Raw genomic sequence first — 18,667 nt, 5'->3', positions numbered from 1 at the left:
AGCAATAAAGTTAAATTATAACAGTGATAAAGGATATTTACCCTGCACCGCTCGTCGATTGAGCTTTAAGCGATTACAATGAAAAGACTAAGTTGCCAATTATGTGCTGATATGACCGATAGAACCAAACCTCTTTGCGTATTAATTGTTGAACCCTTCGACACCATCCGCACCATGATCACTCAAGTTGTCAAAGAGCTAGGCAATGTTAAAATCATACAGAGTCCAAATGGCAAAGACGCGCTTGAGAAATTACAATATCACGATGTCGGACTCATTATTGCCGGGTGGCAACTACCCAATATAACTGGCTTAGAATTTTTAAAGCACGTACGCACAACAGCACGCACTGCCACCACCCCTTTTCTTATGACCTCTTCAACCATAGAGCAAAGCCATGTTGTTAAAGCCATTCAATGTGGTGTGTCTGAATTTGTGGTCAAACCCTTTTCCAGCAAAATACTTCAATCACGTATTCAGCGAGCACTCACTCGCCCCGTAAGGACTTATCGAGATGATGAGCAAAACGTCGCTGAAGATGCAGCTGATGAGCAAATACAGGTACTCATCGTTGATGATGTCGCCGATAATATTAAAGTGATCAGCGATATTTTGCGCAAGGACTATAAAGTAAAAGCCGCACTCAACGGCGCAAAAGCGTTACAACTGTGTCATAAAGAACCTCAACCTGACATCATTTTACTCGATATTATGATGCCTGAAATGGATGGGCTTGAAGTATGTCGGCGTTTAAAACAAGACCCCAATACACAGCATATCACCGTGATATTCTTATCAGCATTAGAACAAACCGAACATATTGTCAGCGGTTTAGAGTTAGGGGCCGTGGATTATATCACTAAGCCCGCCAACCCTGCGATCGTCAAATCAAGAGTCCAAGCCCATTGTCGCAGTATTGAATCGAATCGTCTGATGCGTAATCAAATTGATACCATGCTAGAAAATGCACGGCTGCGGGATGAATTTGATAGCATGAACCAAACAGAATTGGCTAAACCAATAACACAAATACAACAAGCCACCGAACAATTGGCCGACAATCTGCACCAGCCAGATCATGCTAGACACTGCATTCAAGCAATTCAGCAACACTGCACTCAATTGCAATTAAACCTTGATGGTTTATCTGCATTGACCCAAATTGAGCGTAATGATTATGCGTTAAACCCACAATCACATAACCTAGCCTTTGTTATTGATGATGTGTTGGCCAGCTTTTCAGAAACCTTGAAACACCAGCAACGCCATGTCAAAGCAGATGTCCCAGAATATCTCGAGTATTATGGGGAGCTAACGCTTACCCATACATTGCTCAGCCAATTACTTAAAAATGCAATTGAAGCCTCAAGGCATAGCCCAATCATTCACATTGGGGCAGCCCAAAGCAATGAGCAAGTGGTTATTACTATTAAGAATTCAGATCCAATTCCACAAGCAGTAAGAACGCAATTTTTTGATAAGTTTGTCAGCCATGGCAAACCGCATCATATGGGAATGGGCACCTACACAGCTAAACTGCTATGCGTGGTACAAGGCGGAAGCATAGACTTTCACACAGACGATGAACTTGGCACCGAAGTTTACATACACCTACCTTTGGGTAAATAATCGCACCCAAGGTTAAATAATGACAGAAGGGCTACTTGATCACTTTTAAATAAGAGGGGGTGGGGGTTGGTCTAAGCGGAATCTGCGTAGAATCAGCTAATGTTTCAGCCCGAAGTGCGCTCACCTGATTAAAAATCGTTTTAACACCATAATACTGCTCTACATCATCTTCACTTTCAAGCAGTTCACCCAGTTCCATAACCAGATAGTAAGCAGTATTTTGTAAGTCTTCAGGCACGTTTTCTTCTTGTTTACGACTGGAAAAGAGACGTCGAACAATTTGCTCTAACCAATTGCAACCATGGCCTTGCACTATCATCCCAACCGCCAACACAAGTGCGATGAGGATCACAACAAAAGCTATAATTAACGGCTGCATATAATACGCCTCCCAAGTGCGCCAAACTAAAGAACAAAATATTTACCAAATATTAACCCCGCTTTTAAACGGGTGTCAATTGTATTTCCCCATCAAAAATATGCTTTTTTCTTGAGGGTGTATATGAAGATATTTATATTAACCCAGAAGTTAATAAATAGAACCCTTTATCTTATAAAAATGATAAAAAAACTTTATAAATCAGTATTGAGTTAGTAGGTTACTTGTTTATAGCCATACCAAAGTTTATGAAATAGCAGAAAAACTCTACTTAATAGCAATAAATTTGCCATATAAATAGCGCACTGGGTAACCAGCTAATACGTATAACGCTAACGTATTCACTATCACGATTGCGATACCGTAAATGTTGTACTCATAGAGTACGTGTATGTCTAAATACCCTCTTAAAACCAATTGAGTAAAGTTCAAACTACACCCAGTTAGCACAAGATACATAATCGCTCTCGCTTCTCTCGAAAAGCTACAACCCTTTATTCGGTGTACCACATACAGTGTTAAAAGGTACAAGAAGCCATTACACATTAAAGCAAGATAAAACAGCTTTCTTCTGTCGATAACATCTATTTGTAAGGCGATAAGTTCAGAGCCAATCTGAAGACCTTGAGCCCCAAAAAAAAGTGCAGCCCCAGAAACAATGAAAAAGGAATATAGGAAATGCTCTTCTGATGATTTTAGTGTGTGCCCTTTTAACAATGAGATAGAGGGGGCCTTTTCCCAATAGATAAACAAGGTAACAATAAAGCAGATATATTGAAGCGTTAAAGTAACATCACTAATGGGAACATACAGCGCTTTCATCTTGCCTCTTCTACTCTAACGCGCTCACAAATGGTATGGTTAGAACTGTTTTTTCGAAAGCATATTACGATTATTTTATCACCTTCAAATTGGCTTTCTTATTCCCTTGCTTAGAATTCTCAAAATCATGATCTTCATATTCATCAACTTCATACTCGGAGGTCTCCGCGTGTAATTCAGTGACTTTAGATAAAGCCTTCTTGACGCCTTTTTGTTGAGCAAATTCATCTTTTTCAAGTGCTTCGCCCAGTTCCATCATAATATGGTAGGCTTGACTCTGCAGCTCTTCTGGTGGGGAGTCATCGTCCTTTTTTCCGAGTAAGATTTTTCGGATCCCCTGCTCAAACTTAAGTCTCCTCTGCCCATGTATGATAGCCATCAATACAAGTCCAAACGAGATAACCATAAGCACAATACCAATGATTAGTGGTTGCATCCTGACACCTCCGTGTGTTGCTGAAACAAAGTTAATGAGCACAAAAATAACAAAGGTAGAGCCATCCTAAAAAGTCGCATCATGTCTCTTGCTGGAATTTTTTTAAAAAGCATTAAGCCATACATTGTAATGCCCAATATCATCGCAAATCTCGCCAATACAAAAATCAACCACACCTCAATTGCGATAAGCTAAAAACACATCTTGATCAAAAAAAACACCAGCTATTTATGTTGGTAGCTGTGAGCAAATACACTAATTAGCAACAAAGCACGCAGAGATGTTAGAACTTCTTTACATAACTGGCAATAGAAAGATGTATCTCAGATTAAGGGTATCATTTATTTGGTCACACTTAAATCAAGAACATTGTTAATGTAACGCAACGATTTTGAATAAGTTTTTCAAGATAAAATTAATACAAATAAAAATCAGATAAAGCGAACACAAAACAGTGAAACAAAGTCTCTGACTTATCACTTTTGCATTTCTTGCATAGTTCTATCTGTGCAGTGCTCTAGCTTCTTAGGCAAACAGTAATGATAATCCAAGTAATATTGATCTTTAAAAGGTCGTTGCCCTTTAACAATGAAATGATACAACAGTTCAGCGCCTTTCATACCCATTTCGAAAGGTCTTTGCCCGACATTCTCACTGGATAAACTGGCTTTTAAAGCCTCTAATTGCAGCTGCTCTGTATCAGCAGAAATAATGCTGATTTGTTTATTTTGTATTTGTTTCTTAAAAGGCTCAATTGTTTCCATATAATCAGGATTAAACTGTGCAAATCCAGCTACCGCCAAAAATATTGGAGAGTTAGGGAGTTTTATCATGCTCACTAACTGCTTTAAAGCATCATCCCTTCTGCCCATGGTAAACAATGGACAACGAGGGTGTTCGACCCAGCCACTTGTTCCCGTTAATCGCTCACTGCTGCCTGACAAAGCAAAACGAACGCCTTCAATCCTTTCATTCAAGTTTGGGGTGGTTTGATGTCCAGATTGGATACAAATAGATTGAATTACTTCCCGCTTATACTTTTTCGCAACTTCGCCTAGCGCCTTGCCAAAATCGAAGTTATTAGTTCCGACATATGCCAAACGATATTGCCTATGTTGAGCTAGCAGATCTGAGTCAAAGGTCACCACAGGAATACCTTTCTTAAATGCAGCCTTCAGTGCGCCTTCAACTAAATAGAAGGAATCTGTCGTGGAGATCAATAAGCCATCGACCCCCTTTTGGATTAAATCATTGACAATCAGTACTTGAGTGCGAACATCTTGATAATCATCAGCGCCATCATACACACATTCAAGTTCCTTTTGAGTCTCAGCAAACGCCTCACACCCACGATGAGACTTTTGATAAAAGCTATCATTTTTCGTTTTACCGACTACCCCAATTTTAATATTTGCATTGACCGTGCAAGAAAACACTGTCCACATTAAACATGCTAGCAAAAGGAGCGCTTGCTTGATTAATTTCAAGAATTCGCACTTAACCACTTGCATCACTTACTCGTTACCAAGCGCGCCGCTAAACCAAAAAAAACCAACGCAAGTAAACCATCCACATGACGACTTAAACGCGCATTTTTGTTAAAAGTAGTCGATAACTTACTAAAAGAAAGAACAAACATTGCATTTATAAACAATGTGAGTGTACTTAATATCACCCCGAGAGTGAAGATTTGCCCTACCATAGGTAATTGTGTCACGGTAAATTGGGGTAAAAATAAGCTAAAGAATAGCAGTGCTTTAGGGTTTACTAGGTTGCTCAGCAGCCCTTGCAAAACTAACTTTCGATGGCTATCTATCGTTTTAACAACCTCCCCATGACTAATTTCACCATCACGCCAAGCGTTTAACATACCCACACCCAGCCAAATGAGATAAAGCGCACCAACAACTTTAACCCCCACAACTAATGGGGGTAACGCTTGCATAAGTTGACCCAGCCCAAAAGCCACCAATGTAGTTTGAATAATGCCAGCCAAAAAAATACCTACAGCTAGCATTAGGCCAGGTATAAAACCACGTGTTGAGGAGTAGCTAGAGAGCAATAAAAGGTCAGGGCCAGGAGAAATGGCTAGAAAGAAAACAGCTATAAAAAAACCGGCAAGATTGATACATCTATCATGAATTCATTCACTTTTATTATCGTTTTTAAGTATCGCAAAGCCCAATATTAAATTACAAGCATACTAGCTGATCACCAAACATTAGACTTACACCAGTCTAATCGCTAATCAGTCTACTCGTAAATAGATTAGTAAAAATCGCACTAATCCTATGGATTTAATATAGCTTACTCAAAATCATGCTGATCTAAAATAGTGCATAATGGCGTCATTTTGATTAATCAAACATCATTTAGCTCGCTAGTTTTTCGCAAAGCTGTCTTCGATGTTGTAGCTCCAGATGAGTGCGTATTCGTGCTTGCAATATTACAGTCGAACACGGTTTGTGAATAAAGTCTGACACCCCAGCGCTAAACGCAGCTTCAACTAAGTCAGTGTTAAAATCCGCAGTCATTAAAAAAATGGGAGTACTAGCAAAATCGGGCTCCGATTGTATTTTTTTGACGAGCTCCACACCTTTAATATCCGGCAAGCCGTTATCCACAATGACCAAATCGGGTTTTTGCCAAAGCTGCGCCATTGCATCGTGGCCATTAATTGACATAATTAAATCATATTCATCTGACAGTATGCCGTTAATATAAGTCAGGGTAGATACATCATCCTCAATGACTAAAATAGTCGACGTTTTTGTTTTCATCGTCATGCTTGCTCCTCCTTAATTTTCCATGCCAGCTCAATCTTATCTAATAACAATCTCGCTTGAGAAAAGTTGAACGTTTCAACGGCTTGTTTAAACTGTTCAACACTTACACGGTCTACCCAAAGTGCATTTGATACAAATTGTGATAATAGCGCAGGCTCGACAAAACGACTTTTCATCACTAGCGTTTTCACCTGCTCCAAACAATCAATGAACTCACTATTTCCTGACCCATTAGCCACTATGGTTCCCACTGTCGCACTGGCGTCTTGCTCATGCAGCACTGTATTGATTTGATTTAATAAAGCATTAAGTTGCCCTTTTAAAGCTTTAAGTGGTCCTTGGTGGCCAAGATTTAACGCTTGTTGCAACTTGCTTGATTGCGAGTAAATTGCAGTGGCGTAAATATTGCCTGCAGCACCTTTTAGTTTATGGGCTAATTGCGCAGCTTGGGCGTAATTTTCTTGTTCTATTTCATACTCAATGCGTTGAACCCAATCAGCAAAATCATTAGAAAAGTGTCGTAAACAGTTTTGGTATACCATTTGATTGTGACCAAAATTAAGCTTAACAGCCTCTATATCTATATCATCATGCAACGCACTCAAATCCACCTTGCTATCGGCAGAAGCAACTCTTGGTTGTGCTTTATCGCTCCCTGGATAGTCTTTCTGTGGTATATATTCTTTTAATACGCTGGCCAGTTGATAAATTTGAATCGGTTTAGCCAAATGGGCATTCATACCACTGTCGATTGCAGCTTGTTTGTCTTGCTCGAATACGGCCGCCGTCATTGCAACAATAGGTAAATGTTCTAATCCCTTCAGCGCGCGGATTTTTTTTGTTGCTTCTAAACCGTTCAGGATCGGCATGTGAAAATCCATTAGAACTGCGTCATAATGATTACTACGCACAGCTTCCACCGCCTGTGCACCATTAGACACAACATCCACCTGTAATCCAAGAGTTTCCAGCAGGTCAACAGCCACCACCTGATTTGTTTCAACATCTTCTGCTAACAGCACCTTAGCACCAACTATGTTTTTTGTTTGCTCACGAGACAACTGCACTAAATTGGTATCGCTAGCATGTAAGGGCCTCTGCCCATTTGAGTTGATCGCATCAAACAAACGTGAAGGCGTTGGTGGGTGCGTGACAAAAGTAGCATGTAAATTAATCAGAGCAAGGTCATCAATGTAGTTTTGCGCACTGATCACAGTGAGTATGTTTTGAGTCGCGCTGTGTAACTGCCGCCATTGACGACACAAATTCACAACTTGGTCATAGTCACTTTCATCAGCAAGGTGTATCAATAAATTATCAAACGCCTGAATGTCCTGAGTCAAGGAATCAGTCGCTTGCGCCAAGCTATGATAACTAACTGTTTTTATTTTCCACTTTTCAAAATATTCAACTACTGTGTGATGCAAATCATGGTCAGCAATAACCACAAGTACTCGCTTTTTATCGGCAACTAGGTCGGAGTATCTTTTTGCATTGGCTTGTAAATCGAATTCAACTTCAAAGAAGAACTCAGCACCTTTACCTTTGGTACTTCTCACCTCAATGTGCGATCCCATCATACGCAATAGACGCTGCGAAATACTCAAACCAAGGCCACTGCCGCCATACTCTCTTGTCGTCGACATATCTGCCTGACGAAAGGGCTTAAACACATGTTCAATTTGCTCATCACTTAGACCGATGCCCGTATCAATGATGGAAAAACGTAGCTTGCACGCTGAGCGAGAAGCGTCAACAAACGACACATCAATGCTAACGGTTCCAGCTTGAGTAAACTTGATGGCATTGCTCACAATATTTCCGAGTACTTGCCCGATGCGTAGTGCATCACCGATAAGATCGATATACACATCTGGACGCACATTTAACTGTAATGTGATGCTTTTGCTGTGCGTCACAACACCATATAGATCAACGAGCTTATCCAGCACTTCATCCAGCTTAAACGGCTCATTAATTACCCTTACTTCTCCAGCTTCTAGCTTAGAAAAGTCCAAAATGTCATTCACTATGCTCACTAATGACTCGCCAGCATTGCACGCGCTATGGATCATACGAGCCTGTTTCTGTGGCAAAGGCGCATCCATCAATAAGGTCAAAATACCGATAATGGCATTCATGGGAGTGCGTATTTCATGGCTCATGTTTGCTAAAAACTGACTCTTAGCGAGATTGGCTGACTCGGCTGTGCGCATTGCTTTTTGCAAGCGCTCTTCTGCTTCTCGCTGCTCAGTCACATCTTGCACCATACCTACAATTCGAATTGCAAACGCTTCACTAAATACACTATCTGCCACATCTGGCGCTTTTTGCGGCACCATAACAACTCGCATATCTCTTTGTTTATCTTTGTCATTTTTTGTTCTATATAATAATACGACCGTTTCACCATCTCGCTCACAGCAAGTTAAGCCATCTACAAAGGTTTTTCGATCATCTGGGTGAATATGCTCTAACCATTGCTTCATGGTTTTTTCTTCTCGATAAGCATTACCATCCCAGACGTCAGTTGGCCTATCGGTGACAATGACTTTACGATGCTTGTCCCAATACCAAAAAGCCATTGCCCCTGCTTGACACGCCAACTCAACTCTTTGTTTAAAATCTTGTAACTGTAATCGGTTGCTGTTTTCTTCGGTTACGTCTCGCAAACTCACTACCGCGACATTTTCTCCATCAAGCTCCGCATGCCCCAAACTCACCGACACATCTTTACGCTCGCCAAACTTATTATGGGCTTGCACTATTCTGCCTTTTGCCATGAGCCGATTGTCAGGTGAGTTAAAAAACATGCGTCTTAAACAACGGTGCTCAGCTCGAAAACCTTCTGGCATTAAGTCTTCCACTGACATGCCTTCTAATTCGTCACCATAGCCAAAAAATAATTTCGCACATACGTTTGCTTTAAGAATTATTCCGCTTTGAGAAACAGACAAAATACAGTCGGGTGTAATATCAAGCAGCGTTTGTAAATTTTGCCTTGAATTCTCGAGCGCTTGCGCTCTTTTCTGCAATGCTTTGACTAAAGAAATCGCCACAAGCACCAGCAGTAACATGGGCAAAAGAGCTGCGTAGCCAAAATTGAGCTGCGTTTGCACATCACCTAACTTTGCTTCAGCAAGCTCGTTGTGTTGACGATAATCACTCAGCACACGACTGGTCAATGAGTCTAATGCTTGCAGAATAGGTTCATTGTCAAACGCAATCAGTTTTTGTACTAGCAAGGCGCTGCTTTCGCTGCCATCTCGTGAGCTAATATTTAACAGACTTTGTTCGTAATTCTCGAGCGTTGAAGCAATGAGCAATAAGGATGCCTCCTCGTGCTTTTGCGCGTGACGAGTGAGTGACATTAAATGTAATTTTGCAGTGGCAAGATTATCGCTGGCCGTATCAAGATAACGCTGCTCATTGGTAAGCGCGTAATTCTTTAAATTATGCACAAAACCACCAGAGCCAATCGCAGACTGCAAATAGTACAAGTCTGTAAAATCTCGCTCCCTGACGTGTGACGTGCGGGCGACATTCTGAGAATAGCCCTCTATCTTAGCCTTAATACTGATCACCCAAGCCGCTAAAGCAATCGCTGCGGCTAAAAATAACAACATGGTAATGATGAGCTGCTTTTGATTTTTCATGAAAAAGACCTAAACCCCATCACCTTACCCAGTATAGATGTGCCTAGGGGCGCTTCACACATCCTTCGCGCTGCAAGTTATCGCTTAAAATTAAGCTCCTCGTACGAAGCCATGAAAAAATAAGCGTGAGTCGTAAAAAGGTTAGCGGCTATTTCACACAGCTATTTCGTCTAAAGATGGCTCCTTTGATTTACAAAGGGGTACGCTGAACATGTTGTAAACTAATAACTTTGAGCGTAGACCATTATTTGCGCGACTCAAACTTTGTTAGGCATAATTAAGCAATCTACATCCTTTTGAGGGATTAATTAGCAAATCCCCGCCTCTGGTTAGGGTGGTATAGTCAAAGAAAAGCATGCTCCTTGACCTAACTCAGGCGTAATATTTTGAAAACTCAAGTCACCCTGCAGGCTTTCGTTTGCGATCAGTTTAGACATATATAGGCCCCCCCCGTCCTTCTCCATGCTTTTTGGTCGTGAAGTAAGGCTCAAAAATCCGTGACACAACGCTATCTGGCACTCCCCCAGCGTTACCTTGAACTCGCACTTTGCCTTGTTCGAGTACGATTTTGATCTGCTTATTCTCAACTTGAGACGCTTTAAATGCATCCTTCGCGGTGCTTATCAAATTAAGTAAAACCTGTTGTACTTCTGATTTATAGCTCTGAATTTCAAGCTCAGGGCCTTTCACCTCAACCTGAATTCCATGACTGCTCATTTGAGCCTGTTGCATCGACAACACCTGCTCTACCGCATCACGCAAACAAAACGTTTGTTTTTTTGTCTATTCGAAAGAAATTACGAAAGTCATCAATGGTTTTGCTCATAAAAGTGTTGGTGGTCATACTCTCTTGTACGAACTCAGCCTGCTTAACCTGATATTCTAGGGTTTGAATACGAATAGCCAATTCATTCAATGGCTGTCGCCATTGATGTGCTATCGACCCTATCATTTCCCCCATCGATGCCAATTTAGCATGTTGTGTAAGTACACTGTCGCGACGCTTATCTTCTAAAAATTGCTGATAATGATCACTTTATCACTCATAAAGCAAAGTGTTTGCTCTCAGAACATCTAACACGCATGATCCTCTTCTAAATCCTCTAGCGCGAGATCAAACTCCAGCACACCGCCGATTTTTGAAATATGCGAAAGCAGTGCATTCATCGCACTTGCTCTACCTTAAAACCAACATACTCATAAGCTTTTGTTATCGCATCTTTCAGAGTGTTAGTCGTCACCAGCTCGCTCACGTCCATACCCAAATTCACAATATTTCTTGCGATCATCGGCGAAATGCCTGAAGTAAAATAGTGCTTCCTCATTATTTCAAAGTATCTTTCCTCCCTCGTTTCAATACACTGATTGCAAAAGCATATGATAAAAAGCTTCTTTTTTGATAACGAAGAAATATTGACCGATACGCTATGCTTTCACTGCCAGCCTTAAAATCATGATACCAATCCGCAATCACACTTGATCATCTTGAAGGATTAAACCTGACGCTATCTGCGTTCAAAATAGACCTAGAGTTAAACGGACCGGTATAACACCATGACATTAATTACCTTTTCCGCATAAATAAACAAAACCGTCATACTAAAAAAATATCTTAGTGTTTTCAGAATAAACCTCTTTAAGGAACAAATATGAAATCCCTCAATCTGTCAACACTCGCTATTGCCACAATGCTCGCTTTAACTGGGTGTAATGATGGTAATAACGGCAAAGATGGTGCCAATGGTATCGACGGCCAAAATGGCAGTAATGGCGAAAATGGCCTGAGCAGCTTGGTATTGCAAACGCAATTGGCCACAGGTGACGCACAGTGTTGGTTAGGTGGTGTGAAAATTGAATCTGGCTTAGACACAAATCGTGATAACACCTTAAGTAGCGAAGAAGTCATGGATACTTCCTATGTGTGTAACCCCGATAATTTTGCCAGCAACGGCGTACGTTTACCCTATTCAGTACTTAGAAATGACCTTGAAAACGGCAGTATTGCAGGTTCAACCTTTGAAGTACGCAATGGCGGCTATGGCTCAGACATGGATGCTCACCCGAGCAACCCGATGCAATTCTATGCGCTGACGGACCGTGGCCCAAATGCCACGTTTACGGGTGAGCAGGGCAAAGGCAAAATATTTCCAACCCCTGACTACACTCCACGTATCGGCTTATTTGAAGTACAAGCAACGGGCTCAATTAAGCTAGTCAAAAATATTCTTTTGAAAGACAAAGCGGGCAATGCGATCAGTGGATTACCCAATAGCTCAGCGATGGGTGGCACGGGCGAAACGCCTTACGATGCCCAAGGTACAGTGATCCGAAATGATATGAGCAAGCCGTACGATGAAGCCACGAACCCAATTCGCATCGATGATTATGGTCTGGATGCAGAAGGCCTTGTAGCGATGAGCGATGGCACATTTTGGGTGAGTGACGAATATGGTCCGCATATAGTGCATTACAGTGCAGAAGGCGTCGAGTTAGCACGTATCAATCCGTTCAGCGACGATACGCGTAACATGCACACCCTACCCGCAGAGTTTGCGAACCGATGGGCAAATCGCGGCATGGAAGGTCTAACTATCACACCAGATGAAAAAACACTGGTCGGTATCATGCAATCAAGCCTTGATAACCCAAGTAAAAACCGTACCAACCTCACCCGTATCGTGACAGTCAATATTGAAACGGGCGAGACCGCACAGTATTTGTACAAGCAAGAAAAAGGGTCGAATTCAAACTCCGCAATCAAAGCACTGAGCAACACCCAATTTTTGGTGTTAGAGCGCGATGGTAAATTCTATAACCTCGATAACACAGCGATGAAGCGCGTATATAAAGTTGATATCAGCAATGCCACTAACTTAGAAGCTGTGCCGGCGGGTGGCGAACTCAAGCAAGATGCTCAACTTGGCTTAACCATCGCAGGCAGTACACTTGAACAAGTTATCAGCAAAAATGCGCTGGAGGGGGATTATGCTGCTGGCTGGGCAAAGCTGGAAGCTAAGGGCATTAAGCCTGCACAAAAGCTAGAACTTATTGTCGATATGGTCGCCGAAGTTGGCTACCCACACGACAAAATGGAAGGTTTGTGGCTCATCGATAATAATCGCCTTGGGGTGATCAACGATGACGATTTTGCCACTTGGTCAACAGGTGGCGTACTCGAGCAAAAGTATCTCGACGCCAACCAATCCGTGATAGATGGCAATACGCTTTATATCGTCAACGGATTAAATCTAAGTGCAACAAACTAATAATCAGGCCGCATTTGCGGCCTTTTTTATATCTTTAAAAAAGGCATTTAACAATGAGAAAAGCCACGCTTTCATTCACACTAGTTAGCCTTGCCCTGTGCATTCAGAGCGCTCAGGCAAACCCAGATGTGACATCCAGAGAATATAAACTTTTACTCGACCCAAGTCTGTTTAGTTACCAATACGAAGCAAGCCAAGTAACCCGTTATTTCTCTGCATTTAAAGCCAATGTAGAGCAGGCGATAGCGCGCGACGTTACAGGCTCAATGTCACTCAACAAAGTACGTACAGTGAAGTTTTTTGATACGGCTAATAGCTGTCAACTAAGCGAAATAGGATATGTCTTTCGCGAGCGCATTGAGAGTGGTAATTCAGAAGTCACCTTAAAGTTTCGCAGCCCTGATCGCTACATCGCTGATTTTGAAGATCTCTCCAGTGCCACCAGCGGCGCCGAAACCAAGCTCGAGTCTGATGTAGGCGTAAAGGGCAGCGACACGTTCAAAGTGATTTATGGTCATTCAACCAAAGCCCCCAATACTCGCACGATTAACGATTTTAAAGACATTAACACTCATTTTCCTGGCTTTGAATCAGAGTACGGCTTTAGTGATTCACTCGCTTTAACACAGGTTGGTAACCTAACCATTCATGAACGCGTCTACAAGGGTGCCGAAATTGACTTAGGCTCGATTGATGCCAAACTCAGCGTCACGTTGTGGTATGCCGGTGCGCCTCCATCCAGCTCAGTGCCTTTAATCGCCGAAGCGTCATTCAAATATGAAGACAACAGCGCCTATTACACGCAAAAAGTAGTTAAACGAGCAAAACTTGCGTTTGAAACTATGCAAACTTTAACCACATGGAATGCCACCAGCTCAACAACCAAAACGCAAACCGTTTATCAATACAACAGCAATTTTTGTAATTAATGCGACTACTCAGCCTGATGTGCAAACATCCACTGCGCCCTGTTTGCACTTCGCTGTTAACTTCAAAGCATGAAGAGGTTTTGTTCTAAATCTAACAAACGTTTTTTAAGCGCCAACCCACCGCCATAACCTACCAGCTCACCTTGTGAACCAATAATGCGATGACATGGCACAATGATGGACATCGCATTAGCACCATTGGCCGTACCCACCGCTCGCACCGCGTTTTCATTATTAATCGCCTGCGCCAACGCTTTGTATGTGGACACTTGCCCGTATTCGACGTTCATCAGAGCATGCCAAACCGACTTTTGAAAATCACTGCCTACAAATAACAGCGGTAAATCAAACTGCTTGCGATTTCCCATAAAGTATTCTTCAAGCTCAGTTTTTGTTTGCTCTAGAACGGCATCATTTTGCTCAACATAGTGGGCACCTAAGCCTTTTTGAATGCGATTATCTACTGAGTTACGCATTTTTCGATAGCGAAAATCACATAAGCAAAGTTTATTGTCGGCACTACCAAGAATAAACTCGGCGTAAGGGTGCTTAAAATATTGAATATTAATTTGTTGCAAGCCGGCTCCTTAATTAAACAAAGGTGCACACGCTTGTTTAGCGAGCACCGTCGTAAACATGTTAGCCAATGTAATGTGCATTGCACTGTGAGCAAAATTTCCCATGCTGACACGCTTAACACCGCACTGTGCAAGACGCTCAAAATCGCTTAGCGAATTCATCGCCATCACATTCAATGGCAAAGACGTAGAGGCTGCAACTGTTTGTATCTCATGGAGATCTGTCAAACAAGGGAAAAACAAACCATCCGCGCCAGCGCTTTGATATACCTTGGCACGCTCACAAGCTTGTATCAATGCATCAGGCTCAGCAAGCAAAAATACATCGCAACGCACATTGATAAACACCTCAACTTTTCGTCGCGCTAACTCTGAACACACGCCTCTTAATCTCTCACTAAAAACCTGTGCATCTAGCAGCTCGCGCTGCTTTTTGACTTGGCTATCCTCAATATTGATACCCACAACCCCCAGCTCAGCGAGTTTCTCAATGTGATCGGCTATCACTTTTGGATCTTCACTGTAGCCCGCTTCAATGTCGACGCTAAGTGGTAATTGCGTCACCGCAGCAATACGCTCAACCATAAATAGTAAAGCATTAAACGGCATCTGCTCACCATCTTCATAGCCCAGTAGTTCGGCAATTGCGGCGCTGGACGTGGCTACCGCTAAATAACCTGCTTGCTCAGCTAGTTGTGCACTTTTTGCGTCCCATACATTGGCAATAATTAACGGTGTCGCTTGTTGGTGAAGCTGTTTAAAGGTATGCATAATGTCATTCTCGAAGTTAGTTTTTAGTGATTGTTCTACCAACTCCCAATAAACACCAACGATATAATTCGACTTTAAATATAAGCATTCCTTATAATGCGACTTTCTCTGCCCTAGCACTGAGACGTATTGTGTTCAAAAACATCAACCTGTTAGTGACTTTTGAATGTGCCGCACGGCATACGAGCTATAGTTTGGCCGCCGTCGAGTTGTGCATTTCTCAAGCGGCTGTCAGTCAGCAAATGCGCACCCTAGAGCAACAACTTGGTACCCAGTTATTTATTCGCAAAAGCCGCCAAATGTGCCTAACCCAACAAGGGCATGCACTGTACGTTAAAGTGCAAAAAGGGTTGTTACTGATAAACCAAGGACTTGGGGAGATCCAACAACAAGACCTCGCAGGCGAGCTCACCATCAACTCGACCCAAGCTTTTGTGACACTGTGGTTGATGCCACGCTTGCATGACTTTGCCAAGCAGCACCCAAACATACAAATCCATGTCACCTCTTCCGCCTCGTTTGAAGATATAAAAAGTGCGCACCTCGATTTGGCAATACGCTTTGGCACACAAGTTGAAAAGAATACTCCCAGTGAGCTGATATGTGACTATTTTGGGCAATCTCCGGTATTTCCCATTTGCTCGGCGAGCCTTGCACATAAGTTAAATCTGCAACAACCCAAAGACTTACTCAAGACTTGGTTAGTCTCGGTAGGAAACACGGGGCCTTATGATTGGCCTTGCTGGTTTGCAAGCGCGCATACTAACGGCGTTGACCAACATACTCAATGGACAACGGTTGCCAGCACCGATATGGCCATCAATGCCGTTTTAAGCGGTCATGGTGTAACGTTGGCAGCGCCTTATTTATGCCAATCACAGCTCGAAAAAGGAGAACTGGTGATCCCGGTCCAACATGCTCACCCTAATCCAGTCAAACGCTATTTTGTTTACGATGCACACTCGAACAAAATAGCGCGTCTAAGGGTGTTTATGGGTTGGCTAAGGGAACAGATGAGCCACGCTACATTTTAATTAACAACAGTGCACAACTCAGCTGCACCGTTAAAAATAGCCACGTTTGCCAGCTAATAAACTGGCCAACTGGTATGATGGGTCGTAGCGCCTGTCTAGGAAAATATTGAAACATCAGCGCCAAACAGGTTCCTGTGAACGTCAACGTGCCCAACATAAACACCAATGCATTCACAACCCCCATCTCAACACTGGCAAAACAACTACTGACCACAATCAATAGCCAGCCGCCAGCCCGTCGCATTTTGCTTTGTCGTTCACTGGGCTTAAATTCTCTACCTAACACTTTGGTATATTTGGGCATTGCCAGTAAAAATAAGCACAGAGCTTGATAGATACACATAATGACTAGTAGTAAAATCACGCCTCCACCTCGCCTTTACGTTTTACCAGAGGTGTCTTCACTTGTTGTTTTGATGAGTGGTTAACACGTTTAGCGACCCATAGACAAACGACACCCGCCACCAAGCAGCTGAAATCAAACGCCACATACACCCAATCGGCCTGTAAAACACTGCTAATTAGTCCTCGCGATGTGGTTAAAGCGTTCACTATCGGCACCAAAATAAACAGTATCGCAGCAAATAACCACTGCTGATACCAAGCAACACGCCCTTTATTTTGCCAAGTAAAATACATGCCATGAGCCAGACACACCAACCAAGTGATAAACAAACTATGCATTTCCCATTGCGCGCGTCCCTCAAGATCAATGGGCAGCACTCTATTTGCTAAGAAGTAAATGGCCACCGCCGCAGGCAAACCGACAATAGTGCCGATATTCAGCCCTTCCGTCACCTTAAAACTAAATGGGATCCCCTGTGGATGACTCAACGCTTTTTTGCGACGTTTAGTGGTCCACAGTATCATGCCACTGGCTATCATCACGCAGCCCGTCAGACCTGATAGGAAATAAAGCCAACGGATCGGCAAAGTAGCAAATACCCCTTCATGTAACTCTAAAAATACCGACTGAACACGACGTACCCCTTCATAGTGCGCCTGATAACTAATAACCTCCCCTGTGATGGCATTCATCACCAACTTAGTACCATCATTGCTCGCCTCTGATAACTCAGGCGAGAATACCGCTACGCTATTTTCATCATTAGGGTGATAAACACGGATAGCATAATTTGCTTGCTCGTTGCCTTGTGCTTCCAAATACACCGTGGCCTGTTGATAAAGAGCGGTAAGCGGTAACATAGTCGCTTCTATGCCTGATGCCTGAGTCGGTGCACCACGTTGATAATACTCATCAAAAAACTGTTTTTTACTCTGCTCTCCCATGCCATAGCTGGCATTAAAAATAAACGGCACATAGGTAAAGGTGAACATGATCAAGCCTGAATAGGTGATCATCAAATGAAATGGCAAGCTCATCACACTCATCAGGTTATGGCCATCAAGCCAAGACGTAGCGCCTTTTTTAGGCCTAAAAGTGAAGAACTCTTTAAAGATTTTTTTATGCACCACAATGCCCGTTACCAAGCCAAGTAACATAAACAACGTAAATACACCAACAAAGTAATAAGCCAACTTAGTGGGAATATAATGCAGGCGATAATGCATACGATAGAGTGCTTGCCCACCTCCCGTGGCCCGACTCTCTAATACTTGCCCAGTTGTTGCGTCTATTTGCTGACGCACACGCACCAACTTGCCCGCATCATTTTTTTGCTGATATCCGAGCCACAAATGCGGCTCAGTACGCGAAAGCGGTAAATATATTCGCCAATCTTTGGCGTCTTGGCCATATTGTGTAAGGTGACGTTGTGCTTGGTTGAGCATTGTTTCTACACTGGCTTTGTTGCGCGGCAGTTCCGGCTTCATCCAAGCATCAATTTCACTATCAAAATAACCAAGGGTTCCAGTGACAAAGATAAAGTATAAAAGCCAGCTAACGATAATCCCCGTCCAGGTATGCAACCATGCCATTGACTGTCTAAAGCCACTCTTCATAGTACCTCTACACTCCATGTTAAAAGTGCCTTCAGCAGAGCAAAAGCAACAAGCAATAGGGTGCTAACGCGCAGTACTTGCTGCCACGACTTTTGTGCAAATGCCCACATAATAAACGCCGTATATAGAGAAAAGCTCAGCATGGAGGCTGCGGCAACCGCATCAGGCTTTGACAGAGGTAATAGATAAGAGATCACAATGCCAACCAACATAGTCAGTGGATAACCAAAGCTAATTATGGTCAGCACACGAAAAACGACTTCTTGATTGAATTTTATTTTAGGGGATCGAGATTGAGTCACAGTACGAGGTAAATAAAACAGATAATTGCAAATAGTAACAATTATTGATTTTATTTGTAATCTCTTATCTTGAACTATTTTTAATCGTTCATTCTGTGAACTGAAATGTGTTTTTGT

19 protein-coding genes are annotated in these 18,667 nt (G+C 42.5%); 4 read left to right on the top strand and 15 right to left on the bottom strand.

Annotated elements, in window-relative coordinates; all coding sequences use genetic code 11:
- Positions 1 to 78: 78 nt before the first annotated feature.
- Entirely contained in the window at positions 79 to 1,629 is a 1,551-nt protein-coding gene (locus ACW689_RS08095) for a response regulator (protein WP_476290155.1), read from the top strand.
- Positions 1,630 to 1,660: 31 nt separating this feature from the next.
- On the opposite strand, the gene ACW689_RS08090 is transcribed toward ACW689_RS08095, so the two are convergent.
- From ACW689_RS08090 to ACW689_RS08045, 10 genes are all read right to left on the bottom strand, one after another.
- Positions 1,661 to 2,008, bottom strand: a complete 348-nt coding sequence (locus ACW689_RS08090; protein WP_476290153.1) for a hypothetical protein — start codon at positions 2,006 to 2,008, stop codon at positions 1,661 to 1,663.
- Positions 2,009 to 2,275: 267 nt separating this feature from the next.
- The gene (locus ACW689_RS08085; RefSeq protein ID WP_476290151.1) at positions 2,276 to 2,830 is read right to left on the bottom strand and encodes a hypothetical protein; all 555 of its coding nucleotides are present in this window, start codon (positions 2,828 to 2,830) and stop codon (positions 2,276 to 2,278) included.
- 70 nt (positions 2,831 to 2,900) lie between these two features.
- Positions 2,901 to 3,266: a hypothetical protein gene (locus tag ACW689_RS08080; RefSeq protein ID WP_476290149.1), complete on the bottom strand. Its 366-nt coding sequence runs from the start codon at positions 3,264 to 3,266 to the stop codon at positions 2,901 to 2,903.
- Positions 3,267 to 3,742: 476 nt separating this feature from the next.
- Positions 3,743 to 4,711 (bottom strand): substrate-binding domain-containing protein, encoded by a 969-nt coding sequence (locus ACW689_RS08075; protein WP_476290147.1) that lies wholly within the window; start codon positions 4,709 to 4,711, stop codon positions 3,743 to 3,745.
- Positions 4,712 to 4,776: 65 nt separating this feature from the next.
- Positions 4,777 to 5,328 (bottom strand): LysE family translocator, encoded by a 552-nt coding sequence (locus tag ACW689_RS08070; RefSeq protein WP_476290145.1) that lies wholly within the window; start codon positions 5,326 to 5,328, stop codon positions 4,777 to 4,779.
- A gap of 310 nt (positions 5,329 to 5,638) precedes the next feature.
- Positions 5,639 to 6,052 (bottom strand): response regulator, encoded by a 414-nt coding sequence (locus tag ACW689_RS08065; RefSeq protein WP_476290143.1) that lies wholly within the window; start codon positions 6,050 to 6,052, stop codon positions 5,639 to 5,641.
- A complete protein-coding gene (locus ACW689_RS08060) occupies positions 6,049 to 9,708 on the bottom strand; it encodes an ATP-binding protein (RefSeq protein WP_476290141.1) in 3,660 nt (1,219 codons plus the stop codon). Before ACW689_RS08060 ends, ACW689_RS08065 begins: the two co-directional genes overlap by 4 nt.
- Positions 9,709 to 10,137: 429 nt before the next feature.
- Entirely contained in the window at positions 10,138 to 10,440 is a 303-nt protein-coding gene (locus tag ACW689_RS08055; protein WP_476290139.1) for an ATP-binding protein, read from the bottom strand.
- 22 nt (positions 10,441 to 10,462) lie between these two features.
- Positions 10,463 to 10,660, bottom strand: a complete 198-nt coding sequence (locus ACW689_RS08050; RefSeq protein WP_476290137.1) for a hypothetical protein — start codon at positions 10,658 to 10,660, stop codon at positions 10,463 to 10,465.
- A gap of 211 nt (positions 10,661 to 10,871) precedes the next feature.
- A complete protein-coding gene (locus ACW689_RS08045; protein ID WP_476290135.1) occupies positions 10,872 to 10,997 on the bottom strand; it encodes a hypothetical protein in 126 nt (41 codons plus the stop codon).
- Between the two features lie 360 nt (positions 10,998 to 11,357).
- On the opposite strand from ACW689_RS08045, the gene ACW689_RS08040 reads away from it, so the two are divergent.
- On the top strand, positions 11,358 to 12,974 hold the full coding sequence (locus tag ACW689_RS08040; protein WP_476290133.1) for an esterase-like activity of phytase family protein: 1,617 nt from the start codon (positions 11,358 to 11,360) through the stop codon (positions 12,972 to 12,974).
- 53 nt (positions 12,975 to 13,027) lie between these two features.
- Positions 13,028 to 13,903, top strand: a complete 876-nt coding sequence (locus ACW689_RS08035; protein ID WP_476290131.1) for a hypothetical protein — start codon at positions 13,028 to 13,030, stop codon at positions 13,901 to 13,903.
- Positions 13,904 to 13,965: 62 nt separating this feature from the next.
- Here ACW689_RS08035 and ACW689_RS08030 read toward each other — a convergent pair whose 3' ends face one another.
- Positions 13,966 to 14,481: a methylated-DNA--[protein]-cysteine S-methyltransferase gene (locus ACW689_RS08030; RefSeq protein ID WP_476290129.1), complete on the bottom strand. Its 516-nt coding sequence runs from the start codon at positions 14,479 to 14,481 to the stop codon at positions 13,966 to 13,968.
- A gap of 9 nt (positions 14,482 to 14,490) precedes the next feature.
- Entirely contained in the window at positions 14,491 to 15,252 is a 762-nt protein-coding gene (locus tag ACW689_RS08025; protein WP_476290127.1) for an isocitrate lyase/PEP mutase family protein, read from the bottom strand.
- Positions 15,253 to 15,383: 131 nt separating this feature from the next.
- On the opposite strand from ACW689_RS08025, the gene ACW689_RS08020 reads away from it, so the two are divergent.
- Positions 15,384 to 16,286 (top strand): LysR substrate-binding domain-containing protein, encoded by a 903-nt coding sequence (locus tag ACW689_RS08020; RefSeq protein WP_476290125.1) that lies wholly within the window; start codon positions 15,384 to 15,386, stop codon positions 16,284 to 16,286.
- Here ACW689_RS08020 and ACW689_RS08015 read toward each other — a convergent pair.
- Genes ACW689_RS08015 through ACW689_RS08005 form a run of 3 tightly spaced genes read right to left on the bottom strand, consistent with a single transcriptional unit; the run spans position 16,276 to position 18,496 of the window.
- Positions 16,276 to 16,650, bottom strand: coding sequence for a DUF3325 family protein (locus ACW689_RS08015; RefSeq protein ID WP_476290123.1), 375 nt, complete (start codon positions 16,648 to 16,650; stop codon positions 16,276 to 16,278). The genes ACW689_RS08020 and ACW689_RS08015 overlap by 11 nt on opposite strands.
- Positions 16,647 to 18,248: a PepSY-associated TM helix domain-containing protein gene (locus tag ACW689_RS08010; RefSeq protein ID WP_476290121.1), complete on the bottom strand. Its 1,602-nt coding sequence runs from the start codon at positions 18,246 to 18,248 to the stop codon at positions 16,647 to 16,649. The genes ACW689_RS08015 and ACW689_RS08010 overlap by 4 nt, the downstream gene beginning before the upstream one ends.
- Positions 18,245 to 18,496, bottom strand: coding sequence for a hypothetical protein (locus tag ACW689_RS08005; protein WP_476290119.1), 252 nt, complete (start codon positions 18,494 to 18,496; stop codon positions 18,245 to 18,247). The genes ACW689_RS08010 and ACW689_RS08005 overlap by 4 nt, the downstream gene beginning before the upstream one ends.
- Positions 18,497 to 18,667 lie beyond the last annotated feature (171 nt).

Source organism: Pseudoalteromonas sp. ABE4_541 (assembly GCF_056312285.1).
Note: the sequence above shows the minus strand (reverse complement) of the source record. Positions and strands in the feature narration are given on the sequence as shown.